Here is a 12,524-nt window from a genome sequence, read left to right on the forward strand (position 1 = left end):
TCTCGCCAAAGGCTCGTTGCTTTACAATAAAAAGCAACATCAACGCAATAAAGAGACGATGAACTGGGTAGACTTTTCCATACTGGGTATCATTGCGGTATCTACCTTAATAAGCCTTATAAGAGGGTTTGTTAAAGAAGCCATCTCGTTAGTGGTATGGTTTGCTGCACTCTTTATTTCAAGTAATTTCTACGCTGACCTCGCCGTTTACTTCACAGCCATTGACGACCCTTATTTAAAAAACGGTGCTGCAATTGCAGCATTGTTTGTCACCACTCTCATTCTCGGCGGCATGATCAATTACGTGATTAGCCAATTGGTTCAGGCTACAGGGCTATCTGGAACAGATAGGGCCCTCGGTATAGTTTTTGGCGCACTGCGTGGCGTGCTTATAGTTAGCGCATTGCTCTTTTTTATGGATACCTTTACTGGTGCAGCCTCCTCAGATTGGTGGCAAGCATCGGTGCTCATTCCCGAGTTTGGTGTCATCATAGAGTGGTTTTTCAGCTATGTGAAAGACTCCTCCAGTTTCTTAAATCCCGCTTGAAATAGGTAACGCACATGTGTGGTATAGTCGGAATAGTTGGTAAAACGCCCGTAGCTCAGTCACTGTACGACGGTCTAACGGTTATTCAACACCGTGGACAGGATGCCGCAGGCATAATGACTATCGACCAAAATATGTTTAATTTGCGCAAAGCAAATGGTTTGGTTCGAGACGTGTTTCATACCCGCCATATGAAACGATTGTCTGGTAACATGGGCATTGGTCACGTTCGCTACCCAACTGCGGGTACATCAAGCTCTGCAGAAGCACAGCCTTTTTATGTAAACTCACCCTTTGGTATTGCTTTTGCTCATAACGGCAACCTCACCAACGCCCATGAGCTACAGGAAGAAGTATTTCGCATTGCACGCAGACATATCAACACCACCTCAGATTCCGAGCTATTGCTTAACATTCTTGCGCACGAACTGCAGCAAGTAGCGGGTTTAAGCGTAAGTGCTGAGCACATTTTTGAAGTTGTAACGAAAGTTCACAAAAAGATCAGAGGTGCCTACGCAGTCGTTGCAGCCATTATCGGCCAAGGTATTGTCGCGTTTCGTGACCCGCACGGTATACGCCCTCTAGCGCTAGGAAAGCGTATGAGCGAGTTAGGTGAAGAGTGGATGGTGGCATCTGAAAGCGTGGCACTTGATGCTGTTGGCTTCCAATTTGTTCGCGATGTAATGCCAGGTGAAGCGGTATTTATTACCGAAGAAGGTCAACTGCACACCAAACAGTGCGCCGAGAACCCAGTCACCTCTCCGTGTATCTTTGAGTTTGTTTACTTTGCTCGCCCAGACAGCTTTATTGATGGGATTTCAGTTTATGCATCGCGTGTAAACATGGGCCGTAAGCTAGGTGAAAAAATTAAGCGTGAGTGGGCAGATCTTGATATCGACGTGGTGATTCCTATTCCTGAAACGTCAATGGATGTGGCGCTTCAAATTGCCAACACGCTTGAGTTGCCGTATCGCCAAGGCTTCGTTAAAAACCGTTATATTGGCCGTACTTTCATTATGCCTGGCCAAACCATGCGTAAAAAATCAGTACGTCGTAAGCTAAACGCAATCTCATCTGAGTTTAAAGGTAAGAGTGTACTACTTGTCGATGACTCTATCGTACGCGGGACTACATCTGGTCAAATCATTGAGATGGCTCGTGAGTCAGGGGCGAAGAAAGTATACTTTGCGTCAGCTGCACCAGAAATTCGTTTCCCGAATGTGTATGGTATTGATATGCCATCGGCGAACGAACTGATTGCATATGGCCGCGAAATCGACCAAATTGCAGAACTAATCCAAGCTGATGGCCTTATTTTCCAAGACATTTCTGACTTGGTTGATGCCGTTCGCGAAGAGAACGAAACTATTCAGCGTTTCGAAACGTCAGTGTTTGATGGCAACTACATTACTGCTGATATCGACCAAGAGTACTTGGAGCGAATTGATATGTCGCGCGGTGAAGCGTCAAGAAAAGCACCAGTGGTTCAGGCTGAACTTAGCAACCTTGATGTACATAATATTGATTCCGCTGATTAGCATCTTTGAAATGTGTAAATAGTGAACGATAAAAGCCGCTTTTAAAGCGGCTTTTTCATTACTTTATCTAGTGTTGAACTGAAAGCGTTAGTGAACAAACACTGGTCCGCCAGTAAGTCCCCACACCAATACCGAACCTGTCATAAGGATAACAAGCAGTACTAGTCCGCATGTCACTACAGAACTTGAATAAATGAACCCTTTATCTTCAGGCATATGCATTAATATCGGTACGCCAGAATAGAGCAAATATACTGAGTAGCTGATACCCACTAACAGTGCTGTCATTACTACCCAAAGTTCTGGGTAAAGACCTGCAAAGCCCACCATAAATAATGGTGTAGCAGTGTATGCAGCAAGCTCTAATGACTGCGTATAAGTTGGCGTAGCATCAAACGCTTTCGCCAATTCATGAATAAGTACAGCCAATGCGACTACGCCTGCGATTAGGCCAAAGTACATACCAATGCCCATCATAATTGCGGTATTTTCGCTAAGGCGGATTATGTCACCTGCGCCGATACTCCAGCCCGTGTGAGCACTGGAATAATAGGCCACGAGTGAAGGAATAAGAGATATAAAAGCGATATGGGTAAGTGCGTAAAAATAGGTTTCGTGTTTGGTGTCAATGGTTTGCCACTCTTCTTTTGGATGAGTGTAAATACCGATTAAATGATTCAAAATCATAAAGTCCTGCCTTGTTAAACAACGTTATTATTTTAAGAAATATTGTTGTGAGGCAGGGAGAACACACGGACTAACCGTAAAACCAAGGAAACACACACAGCGCAAAGCGTTAAATACTGCCGTTAACAATATATTTACAAGGTGAGTGTGCAGCAGAAATTCAAAGCCGTCAATATAAATTGATTAATTTATAGACGGATGCAAAGCGTTAACTTAACCGTGGTGCACCTGAGTGGAAACGCAATTCGTTGTCGTCGCTTTCAATCAGCGATTTTTCAACGCTTCCGAAGTGGGCAACGCGCTCTGAAATATCGGTTTTAGCGATTTGCCCAGCAAGGGTAAGGTAATCTTCAAAGTGTCTGGCCTCAGAGCGCAATAGTGACACATAGAACTTACCTAAATCGTCAGAAACATAAGGAGCAAGCTTAGCAAAGCGCTCACACGAACGGGCTTCAATATAGGCGCCACAAATAAGTTTATCGACAAGCTTTTCAGGTTCATAAGTACGTACGTGACGCAGCAAACCATTGGCGTAACGACTAGATGTTACCGATTTATATTCAAAGCCCAACTCGTGCATAATTTCTAGTACTTGGTAGAAATGGTGAAGCTCTTCTTTAATTAGCATGACCATCTTATCTAGCATGTCTTTTTTAAACGGGTCTAGCCCTTCAGTGTTAAACACATTTTTGGAAAGGTGCTTAGTATTAAGCGACTGCCAATCGCCTTCGTGGCGGTAAGTGAAATCTTCGTAAGGTTTCAACCAGCCCAGCAATACCTTACTGGTTTCCTCATCGGCCACATAGCGACGAAGTAGGTACATGGCCGACTGAGCTGCTTTTAACTCACAAATTAGGTGGTCGGTAAGGATAACGCGAAGGTTTTCCTCTTTCTGCGCTTCGTCTATCCACGACTGTGGTGTCTCGCAATGTAAAAAGGCATTGACTGGTGAAAGTAGAGACGTGACTTCAGAAGTGGATATTACAGACATGTTGAAACTCAATTTTAAGTGCTACGGTTTTTCAGTTACATTTGAATTTGACTACTGCTGCCGCTAGTCTCAGCGGTATTAAATAGTGGGCGTACCAATTCGGTGTGCTGAATTGAGTGCCAATTTTACTTGATACCTACAAGCCCTTACAACTTAAATCGAGGCCAATGTTTTAAAGAATGAATTACCTAGCCCACCTTTTTCTCGCTCGCCCGACCGCCGATTCTCATTTCGGCAATTTACTCGGTGATTTTAGGCGAGGTGTTGATATAGGCACGTTTGGCAGTGCTGTTCAGCTTGGTCTTAAAAATCACTATGAAGTCGATAGGTTCACTGATAGCCACCCTCGTGTTCTTACGGCTAAGTCGTTGTTTGATAAAAGTCGCCAGCGCTTTGCGCCCGTAGCGCTGGATATTTATTTCGATCACTTGTTAATTAAGCACTGGACGTCATTTACAACACTGGGTTTTGACGATTTCAGGGAACAGAGTTTTGCGTTGTTAGAACAGCGATTACCTATCATGCCTAGAGCAATGCAGCACAGTGTGGGTCATATGATAACCCACGATTGGTTTGAGGATTATGCAAAAGAAGAGGGCATTGCCAAGGCGATTGCAGTTGTCGCGAAGCGTATTCGATTCGCTAACACATTTCATTATGCCGTAGAGGACATAAGTGCAAACCAAGATGAAATAGAAGAAGTGTTCTTGGATTTTTTCCCTGACCTCATCACACATATAAGAAGTAATGGGCCTGAGAATTTAAATAACACTTAACGCTTATTACTGAAATGTATCGAAGAAATTGGTGGTTTTGTCGTTCATTGCTAAGCTGGGTGACAAACAGCGATATAGTTTAAACATGCTACGTTAACGGTGTTCGAAGTTCACTGATTAGCGGGTACTATGGACAAAAAACGTCAAAATCTAACGACAGATAAAGATAATAATGATGAATATTCAAGCCCTTACTCGACTTACATTGCCCTTATTACTCAGAGAGTATCGTAAAAAGCGTAAACACTTATCGTACTTTACACTGCTCAACAGATCATTGGCATTGGTAACAACCGCCATGATTGCTTTTATTGGTTTAACTGCTAGTGCGTTAGCACAACAAGAAGGTGTCGCTTCACATTCTCGCGCAATAGAAATTGATAGCAGTATCGTCACAGAGCACGAAACTAAGATCCTTGGTAAGCGCGTAAAGTACAGTGCAACCACGGGTACTCAACCAGTTTGGAACAGTAAAGACGAAGCGGTTGCGACGCTGTTTTACACTTACTATCAGCGTACTGACGTAAAAGAAAACACGAAGCGGCCGCTTATTATTTCCTTCAATGGGGGGCCGGGCTCGGCGTCAGTGTGGATGCATGTAGCGTACACGGGGCCTCGTATTCTTAATATCGACGATGAAGGCTACCCGGTTCAACCCTATGGTGTTCAAACTAATCCTTACTCTATTTTAGATGTGGCTGACATAGTGTTTGTTAACCCCGTAAACACAGGGTATAGCCGTGTACTGCCTAAAGCTGATGGCAGCATGCCGTCGCAAGATGAGCAGCAGAAAATGTTTTTCGGCGTAAACGCTGATATTAGCTATTTGGCAGACTGGGTGAATACTTTCGTAACGCGCAATAACCGTTGGCGCTCGCCTAAATACCTTATTGGTGAAAGTTACGGTACAACGCGTGTTTCCGGGCTTGCACTAGAACTGCAGAACCGCCAATGGATGTACCTAAATGGCGTTGTGCTTGTATCGCCAACTGATATTGGTATAGAGCGCAACGGGCCGGTAAAGGCCGCTAATCGACTGCCTTACTTTGCTGCCACTGCCTGGTATCACAATAAACTTGAGCCGGAGTTGCAAAACAAAGATCTCACTGAACTATTGCCTGAAGTTGAAGACTTCACCATTAACACGCTTATTCCTGCTCTGGCCAAGGGGGGCTTCATCGGTGAAACGGAAAAACGGGATGTGCTAAAACAAATGGCGCGTTATTCGGGTTTAAGTGAAACGGCTATTGCACAAAATAACTTAGACGTAAGTACAGCTTTCTTCTGGAAAGACTTATTGCGAAATGAAGGGAAGACGCTAGGGCGTCTAGATAGTCGCTATTTGGGCATAGACGCTAAGCAAAGTGGCGACCGTCCTGACTATTGGGCGGAGCTTACTTCATGGCTTCATTCGTTCACGCCCGCCATTAATTACTACTTACGTGAAGAGTTGAACTACAAAACAGATATTAAGTACAACATGTTTGGAAACGTACACCCGTGGGATAGAAGCAATAATCAAACAGGCGAAAACTTGCGATTAGCTATGGCGCAAAACCCGTATCTGAATGTGATGATTCAAGCTGGCTATTATGATGGTGCAACGAACTATTTTGATGCCAAATACACCATGTGGCAGCTTGATCAAAGTGGCACCTTAAAAGACCGTTTAAGCTTTAAAGGATACCGCAGCGGGCACATGATGTATTTGCGTCGTGACGACTTAAAACAGTCCAACCAAGACCTACGTGAATTTATCAAAGAAAGCACACCAAGCACGGGGGCACCTGCAATGTACCAGCGATAGCGAGAAGTTAATTGCACTTTGAATTAAGTGCACCTGCTTTTTCGAGCTGCGCTAAATATTCAGCGCAACGCGCTTTTAACATGTCTCTTAATAGCCTGACCGCTGGCGTAATTGACTGGCGGCTTGGGCATATCAGCCAAAGCTGAGTGGGTTTTGGATGGTAGCCTGGTAACAAGGTTACCAGGCGGCCATTTAAAATATCGTCGCAGGTATCTAAACTTGACTTCACGGCAACGCCTTTACCTGCCACAGCCCATCGCCTGACTATTTCGCCGTCGTTTGCCGTTCTGTTTCCCTGCATCTTTATCTTCAAAGGTTTACCCTCGTGCTCAAACTCCCATTCGTTATAAACCTTGTCGTAGAGTTGGTAAAACAGTCCGTTGTGCTCTCGTAAGTCTTCGAAATTTTTAGGTGCACCGTTAGTATTGATATAAGATGGAGAGGCAACAAGTAAGCGTGGCACGTCACATATTTTGAAGCCGTAAACGCTGGCGTCGTCGGGTGAGCCGTAACGCAAGGCTAAGTCGATGGGGTCGCGGTAAAAGTCCACGTTGCTGTCGTTTAAATTGAGTTTTACGCTTACTTTCTCGTGCTCATCCATAAAATCATCGAGCCAAGGGGCAATGACATTACGCCCCAGGTCAGACGATAAACCCAAACGTAATTCCCCTTCGATCACGCCTGTATCGCCTTTTAAGTTCTGCTTGGCATTAGCTAGCATTGACATGGCTTCTTGGCACGTTGGCAAAAAGCGTTCTCCGGCAGAAGAAAGCCTTAGTGAGCGAGTTGTTCGAACAAACAATTCTGCGCCAAGTGTTTGCTCAACGCGTTTTACGGCCGCACTTGCTGTTGCTGTTCGCATATTCAAATGGGTTGCTGCTGCGGTAATGTTTCTGAATTCAGCAACTTTTATTACTACGTTCAAGTCATCAAGAAGCATAATATTCAAATTATATTTGATAATGTTTCTTGTATTGTGCTGTTTATCGAAATTTAATCAAGAGTATTATGAGCATATTATTTAAAGGAGGAACGAATGATGAAAGCTATTGGCTATACTCACTCACTTGATATTAATGAGCCTAATGCGTTGGTAGACTTGGAAATTGATAAGCCGAGCGCATCGGGTCGTGATTTACTGGTTAAAATAAGCGCCATAGCGGTTAACCCTGTCGACTACAAAATCCGTCAGCGAGTAAACCCAGAGGGTGGTGAACCTAAAATACTTGGCTGGGATGCGGTAGGTGAGGTAGTTGATATCGGCTCGGATGTTACCAAATTTGCAGTTGGCGATAGAGTTTACTACGCAGGCGATCTTACTAGACCAGGCTCAAATGCAGAGTTTCAATTAGTAGATGAACGTATTGTCGGTAAAGCGCCTAAGTCTCTGTCAGACAGCGATGCTGCGGCACTTCCGCTTACTACTATTACCGCTTATGAACTATTGTTCGATCATCTCGAATTAAAACAGCAAAGTGAAAAAAGCGAAGAAGTTGTACTTGTTGTCGGCGCAGCCGGTGGAGTGGGATCAATTATGTTGCAACTGCTTAAAACCCTAACAGGGGCGACCGTCATAGCTACCGCATCGCGTGAAAGCTCAAAAAATTGGGTACAGGAATTAGGCGCGGATTATGTCGTCGATCACAGTCAACCTATGGCTGAGCAAATAAAGGCATTAAACGTTGGTGAAGTAACGCACGTTGCAAGTTTAAATAATACCCACCAATACATCGATACCTACGTGGAAATTATGAAGCCAAAGGGAAAATTAGCGCTCATTGATGATCCAGAAAGTTTAGATGTAGCAAAACTTAAACAAAAGAGCCTATCACTTCATTGGGAGTTTATGTTTACTCGTTCAATGTTTGAAACTGACGATATAGCTGAGCAAAGTCGTCTGCTGTCTCATGTGGCGTCGCTTATTGATGAGGGTAAAATCAAAACGACTGTAGGTAAGCATTTGGGTAAAATCAATGCCGCAAACTTAATAGAGGCGCATAAGGCACTAGAGGAAGGTAGCGCCATTGGAAAGTTTGTACTAGAGGGCTTTTAACTTAACCAGATAAACTCGCAGGCAGCATAACAATGCTGCCTGGTGGTGTGAATTTTTCGTATTGCGCTGACATAGCAAACGACCAGAACTTAGTTTTGTACCTTCACCAAGGTACGGCCAGAAATCTGCCCCTTCAAGATTGCGTCAATTTTTTCATTAACCTCGCTAAGGGTGACTTCTTCTGTCAGGTCATCAAGGCATTCTAGCTTCCATTCATCGGCAAGTTTGCCCCACAGCCTTTTTCTTGGTGGCATAGGGCACTGAACCGAATCGATGCCAAGCAAAGACACACCTCGTAAGATAAATGGAAATACGCTTACGTTGAGGTCGGCGGAGGCCGTAAGACCGCAGCATGTCACTGTGCCACCGTATTGCGTTGCTTTTATAGCTTGTGCTAAATATTCTCCGCCTACGGTATCGACAGCGCCGGCGTATTGCTCTTTAAGCATAGGGCGCTCTTTGTTTTCTAACAGTTCATCGCGAGTTATTACTTTGCTTGCGCCTAGGTTTTTTAAGAATGACTCATGTTCTTTTTTGCCGGTACATGCCACTACAGAAAAGCCAGCTTTAGCGAGCAGGGCGACAGCGACAGAGCCGACACCGCCAGTGGCGCCAGTGACTAAAATATCACCCTTGTCAGGCGTCACACCATTTTCGACTAGACCTTGCACCGATAGACCCGCAGTAAACCCTGCGGTGCCAAAGGCCATCGCTTCTCTTAACGTCAGACCATCGGGTTTTGCTAACGCCCAATCACTAGGAATTCGAATGTACTCGCCAAAGCCGCCGGCGGTATTCATGCCAAGGTCATAGCCTGTCACTATAACTTCGTCGCCTTTTTTAAAGCGGTTGTCATCACATGACACTACGGTGCCTGCTGCATCAATGCCGGGAGTATGAGGGAAATTTCTGCTTACTCCAGGATTGCCGATAGCAGACAGCGCATCTTTGTAGTTAAGCGATGAATAATGAACATGAATGAGTAGTGTACCGTCAGGCAGGTCTTCAAGTGAGCGCTGCGTTACGTTACGAGTGAACGATTTATTTTCCTGCTTTTCTACAAGCAAAGCACTGAACGTTGCCATTCCTGTCTCCATAAGTCGAAAATTACGCTTCCCATTGTGACGTTATATAAATTTTGCGCAAGTATGCACTTTTTAGTACTGTAGTACCCTAAAAGATACTATTGGCGCTGTGGGCAATATATTAAGTATTTGTATGCGTTTGCCGGAACCGGCTGATACCCAAAGATCGTTATTGAGAAAGTAACTAAGAGAGAGAGCATGACGGTAAATTTAAAAAGCCTTGAGGACATAGAAAGAGAAGTATTGCCAGACAATAAAAGCAACGCGGCCTCTAAAAGTGAAAATAAAGGTTGTAGTCAGGCTCTCGAAGAAAATGCAGGCGAGCCAAATCAATACATCTGCGGAGTTGCCGTGTCGCTAGAAATTATAGGTGGCAAGTGGAAAGGCGTGATTTTATGGCACCTTTGTCATAAAACGCTACGCTTCAGTCAATTGCGTAGGAGGCTGCAAGGCGTTACCCAAAAAATGCTTACACAGCAGTTGAGAGAGTTAGAACGCGACGGGTTAGTTAACCGGAAAGTGTTTGCTGAAGTGCCACCTCGTGTTGAATATTCTTTGACTGATTTAGGCCGTACGTTAGAGCCCACCTTACGGCAATTGTGTGAATGGGGCAGGGCATATAATGACGACTATAGGTAGTCGAGACGATATTCATTTTAAGTAGCGCTTAACACGTGCCAAGCGCTACTTCTTGCTGTAAGTACTTTAACCTAAAGCTTTAAACGGTCGAATGTTAAGATAGCAATGAGCCAATAGACAATACACTTTCTGCACCATTGGTTACTGTGGTGATGGTCGCATCCATTGCGCTGAAGTTAACGTTTAGTGAAGCGGTATCGCTATCTTTTTTCCACGAAAGAACCAGTTCGTCATTATTGTAATTTACGTCAAACTCGCCATTGAATGCATCGCTTTCGTTTCTAAGTGATATAAGTTTCATTAAACCTTTAACCACCGGCTTTTCAACGGCCTGTTCAACCATAGAAGTTGTTAAGTAAGGGCGGTTTATATCACGGCCAACATTAGTCCGAGCAAGTAATTCCATATCATTGTGTGCAGCAAGCATACCGCCATAGTAGACTTGAGGAATACCCGGGCTAAAGAACTGAATAGCACGAGCAACCAAGTAGGCGAAATCATCTTTACCTAATGCATCGTAATACGTACAGTTAACTTGATACAGGTCTACATTGTTCGCCGCGGCTCCTGTAGCCTTTTTAGATTCTCCGTTAGAGTTCACATGTATTTGTTCAACAAGCGCGTTGATCGCGTCTGCATTAAGAAGACCAGGCTTGTCACCACTTGCGCCCACATCAACAATACCAATGCCATCATGGGTATCTAATACGGTAAAGCAGTTACGAGGCGAGATAGAAAGCCAGTATGCCAGTGCTTCTGCATTTTTAGTAAATAACGTATGTAATACAAGCGGCGGTAAAGCAAAATCATAAACGCTGTCGCAACGCGCAGCGATATCGATCTGTGTTTGATAGTGACTATGTATTTCTACCAAGCACTGCATGCCCATACCACGCGCGCGATTAGAAAGTTCTTCAATAAACTCAAAGGTTTCTTCAAGCATGAAGCAGTTTGAGCCTGCGCGTTTAATGGCATAGCCTGCCGCGTCTAAACGGATAAGATCAACATTACTTTCAGTGAATGACTGAAGAATAGAAGATAAATAGTCTTTGCCTAGCTGAGACTCTACATCAATATCAATCTGATTTGAGGTAAAGGTAGTCCAGAATGGAACAGTTTCTGGCTTATCAGTTGCAGTACCTACTTCGTAATCGCTGAAAAATGGCGTCGGGCGAGGGCGGAAGACTCGTGCTATTTGTTCGTCGATTTGCGCTTGGTCATTACCCTTAAAAATGTCTTCTTTGGTTAAAAATAATGGCCAGTAAGTCGATTCGCGTCCGTTTTTTAACACGTCTTTAAATGCTTCGCTTTGCCCCGACATGTGGTTAACGATGAGGTCGGCCATAATGTCTACCGATTCGCCAAGCTTTTTGATGTTGTTCCAATCGCCTAGTCGCTCATCTACTGTTGTATGATCGATTGGGTCGAAACCCGCATCTTCGCCATCGTATGGATAGTAAAAGGGTAAGACGTGAACGCCAGTGAACAGTCCGTTCAATGGACCTTCGAGTATCGCTGTCATGCTCTCGATGTTGCCATCGCCCAATCGATCTGCATAGGTAATGAGTTGAACGCCATTGCGTATAGACATGATAATTCTCCAAAATTCAGCATGTGCTGGCTCGTACTTCTTGTGTCTTTCGCGAGCACACATTACTACAAATTAAGCACTACCAGTCTTATAGGTTCACGGTTAACTATGTAACGGGTTTAGCTTAATTCTTAATCTTTTACCGTAGACTCATAAAGTTTGATTAAAAATCACGATAAACTTAAAACTTAATCGATTAAGTAAAGATAGCAGCAGACAGGTGATTTGTAAATGAGAAGTTTCAAAAATGAGACAGGAAAAGCCTACCCTCAATGGGTATTGACGTCGATTTTGCATTTGAGCAACTTATCGATGGCGAGCTGTTAAATGGTAAAGCTCAGTCTATAGTGGTTGTGAACATTGTGAGTTTTGAAAAAGAGCATTGGTACAAGTGCTAAGCGCTACTGTTTGATGTGTTGCTGTTGTTTAATTTTTCTAATTCTCGTTTTGCCTCTTTCCATTTGGCAAGCTTTTCATAGTATACATCCCAAATACAAGGGCAGCACGACCCCCCGCCGCAACAATCGTCTCTTAATGGTTTTTCCGGCTCTTCCGGTAGCGACTCCATGAAATTTATCCTTACCTTTTTTTTCCGAAAAATATCCAGCGCGCTAAGCATATTGGCAATAGTCAACAATACCTAGAAGTGATTAAAATTGAAACTGCCAAATCAGCTGTTATGCGCAAAAACGAGGCAAAACAAAAAAGCCCTGTTGAATAACAGGGCTTGGGGTATCTATATATCTTATTTTGCTAGGTACACAGACCGCTGCAAAAATGTACAACAAAGGTCAACAGGCCCTAGTAATG

General features: G+C 44.0%; 13 protein-coding genes. 7 read left to right on the forward strand and 6 right to left on the reverse strand.

Translation table 11 applies throughout. The annotated features are described in order from the left end of the window. Window positions 1-58: 58 nt before the first annotated feature. Entirely contained in the window at window positions 59-547 is a 489-nt protein-coding gene (locus AC27KT_RS18355; RefSeq protein ID WP_014949942.1) for a CvpA family protein, read from the forward strand. 14 nt (window positions 548-561) lie between these two features. Then, window positions 562-2,085: an amidophosphoribosyltransferase gene (gene purF, locus AC27KT_RS18360; RefSeq protein ID WP_487132319.1), complete on the forward strand. Its 1,524-nt coding sequence runs from the start codon at window positions 562-564 to the stop codon at window positions 2,083-2,085. 87 nt (window positions 2,086-2,172) lie between these two features. Here the strand turns inward: purF and AC27KT_RS18365 are convergent, their stop codons facing one another. Beyond that, window positions 2,173-2,772, reverse strand: coding sequence for a Yip1 family protein (locus AC27KT_RS18365; protein WP_423078081.1), 600 nt, complete (start codon window positions 2,770-2,772; stop codon window positions 2,173-2,175). Between the two features lie 208 nt (window positions 2,773-2,980). Continuing rightward, window positions 2,981-3,763 (reverse strand): tRNA isopentenyl-2-thiomethyl-A-37 hydroxylase MiaE, encoded by a 783-nt coding sequence (miaE, locus tag AC27KT_RS18370; protein ID WP_487132321.1) that lies wholly within the window; start codon window positions 3,761-3,763, stop codon window positions 2,981-2,983. A 179-nt stretch (window positions 3,764-3,942) separates the two neighbouring features. Here miaE and AC27KT_RS18375 point away from each other — a divergent pair, with 179 nt between their 5' ends. Then, entirely contained in the window at window positions 3,943-4,539 is a 597-nt protein-coding gene (locus tag AC27KT_RS18375; protein WP_487132323.1) for an acyl carrier protein phosphodiesterase, read from the forward strand. 298 nt (window positions 4,540-4,837) lie between these two features. Further along, complete coding sequence (locus tag AC27KT_RS18380; protein WP_487132442.1) at window positions 4,838-6,346, forward strand: S10 family peptidase; 1,509 nt, start codon at window positions 4,838-4,840, stop codon at window positions 6,344-6,346. A gap of 7 nt (window positions 6,347-6,353) precedes the next feature. On the opposite strand, the gene AC27KT_RS18385 is transcribed toward AC27KT_RS18380, so the two are convergent. Beyond that, window positions 6,354-7,286 (reverse strand): LysR family transcriptional regulator, encoded by a 933-nt coding sequence (locus AC27KT_RS18385; RefSeq protein WP_487132444.1) that lies wholly within the window; start codon window positions 7,284-7,286, stop codon window positions 6,354-6,356. A 99-nt stretch (window positions 7,287-7,385) separates the two neighbouring features. Between AC27KT_RS18385 and AC27KT_RS18390 the strand changes: the two genes are divergently transcribed. After that, a complete protein-coding gene (locus AC27KT_RS18390) occupies window positions 7,386-8,399 on the forward strand; it encodes a zinc-binding alcohol dehydrogenase family protein (RefSeq protein WP_487132446.1) in 1,014 nt (337 codons plus the stop codon). Window positions 8,400-8,488: 89 nt separating this feature from the next. Here the strand turns inward: AC27KT_RS18390 and AC27KT_RS18395 are convergent, their stop codons facing one another. Then, entirely contained in the window at window positions 8,489-9,484 is a 996-nt protein-coding gene (locus AC27KT_RS18395; protein ID WP_487132325.1) for a YhdH/YhfP family quinone oxidoreductase, read from the reverse strand. Between the two features lie 198 nt (window positions 9,485-9,682). Here AC27KT_RS18395 and AC27KT_RS18400 point away from each other — a divergent pair, with 198 nt between their 5' ends. Beyond that, window positions 9,683-10,123, forward strand: coding sequence for a winged helix-turn-helix transcriptional regulator (locus tag AC27KT_RS18400; protein ID WP_487132327.1), 441 nt, complete (start codon window positions 9,683-9,685; stop codon window positions 10,121-10,123). A gap of 94 nt (window positions 10,124-10,217) precedes the next feature. Here AC27KT_RS18400 and gtfA read toward each other — a convergent pair whose 3' ends face one another. Beyond that, window positions 10,218-11,714 carry a sucrose phosphorylase gene (gtfA, locus tag AC27KT_RS18405; RefSeq protein WP_487132329.1) on the reverse strand — a complete coding sequence of 499 codons (1,497 nt, stop codon included), beginning with the start codon at window positions 11,712-11,714 and terminating at the stop codon, window positions 10,218-10,220. 272 nt (window positions 11,715-11,986) lie between these two features. Here gtfA and AC27KT_RS18410 point away from each other — a divergent pair, with 272 nt between their 5' ends. After that, on the forward strand, window positions 11,987-12,112 hold the full coding sequence (locus tag AC27KT_RS18410; protein ID WP_487132331.1) for a hypothetical protein: 126 nt from the start codon (window positions 11,987-11,989) through the stop codon (window positions 12,110-12,112). Here AC27KT_RS18410 and AC27KT_RS18415 read toward each other — a convergent pair. Next, a complete protein-coding gene (locus AC27KT_RS18415; RefSeq protein WP_487132448.1) occupies window positions 12,109-12,333 on the reverse strand; it encodes an oxidoreductase-like domain-containing protein in 225 nt (74 codons plus the stop codon). The genes AC27KT_RS18410 and AC27KT_RS18415 overlap by 4 nt on opposite strands. Window positions 12,334-12,524: the final 191 nt, after the last annotated feature.

This window comes from Alteromonas sp. 5NW40-0090 (assembly GCF_057552975.1).

What these genes read in the sequence shown, in the direction of transcription:
- AC27KT_RS18355 (WP_014949942.1), top strand. Translation starts at nt 59, where the DNA reads ATGAACTGGGTAGACTTTTCCATACTGGGTATCATTGCGGTATCTACC.
- purF (WP_487132319.1), top strand. Translation starts at nt 562, where the DNA reads ATGTGTGGTATAGTCGGAATAGTTGGTAAAACGCCCGTAGCTCAGTCA.
- AC27KT_RS18365 (WP_423078081.1), bottom strand. Translation starts at nt 2,772, where the DNA reads ATGATTTTGAATCATTTAATCGGTATTTACACTCATCCAAAAGAAGAG.
- miaE (WP_487132321.1), bottom strand. Translation starts at nt 3,763, where the DNA reads ATGTCTGTAATATCCACTTCTGAAGTCACGTCTCTACTTTCACCAGTC.
- AC27KT_RS18375 (WP_487132323.1), top strand. Translation starts at nt 3,943, where the DNA reads ATGAATTACCTAGCCCACCTTTTTCTCGCTCGCCCGACCGCCGATTCT.
- AC27KT_RS18380 (WP_487132442.1), top strand. Translation starts at nt 4,838, where the DNA reads ATGATTGCTTTTATTGGTTTAACTGCTAGTGCGTTAGCACAACAAGAA.
- AC27KT_RS18385 (WP_487132444.1), bottom strand. Translation starts at nt 7,286, where the DNA reads ATGCTTCTTGATGACTTGAACGTAGTAATAAAAGTTGCTGAATTCAGA.
- AC27KT_RS18390 (WP_487132446.1), top strand. Translation starts at nt 7,386, where the DNA reads ATGAAAGCTATTGGCTATACTCACTCACTTGATATTAATGAGCCTAAT.
- AC27KT_RS18395 (WP_487132325.1), bottom strand. Translation starts at nt 9,484, where the DNA reads ATGGCAACGTTCAGTGCTTTGCTTGTAGAAAAGCAGGAAAATAAATCG.
- AC27KT_RS18400 (WP_487132327.1), top strand. Translation starts at nt 9,683, where the DNA reads ATGACGGTAAATTTAAAAAGCCTTGAGGACATAGAAAGAGAAGTATTG.
- gtfA (WP_487132329.1), bottom strand. Translation starts at nt 11,714, where the DNA reads ATGTCTATACGCAATGGCGTTCAACTCATTACCTATGCAGATCGATTG.
- AC27KT_RS18410 (WP_487132331.1), top strand. Translation starts at nt 11,987, where the DNA reads ATGGGTATTGACGTCGATTTTGCATTTGAGCAACTTATCGATGGCGAG.
- AC27KT_RS18415 (WP_487132448.1), bottom strand. Translation starts at nt 12,333, where the DNA reads ATGCTTAGCGCGCTGGATATTTTTCGGAAAAAAAAGGTAAGGATAAAT.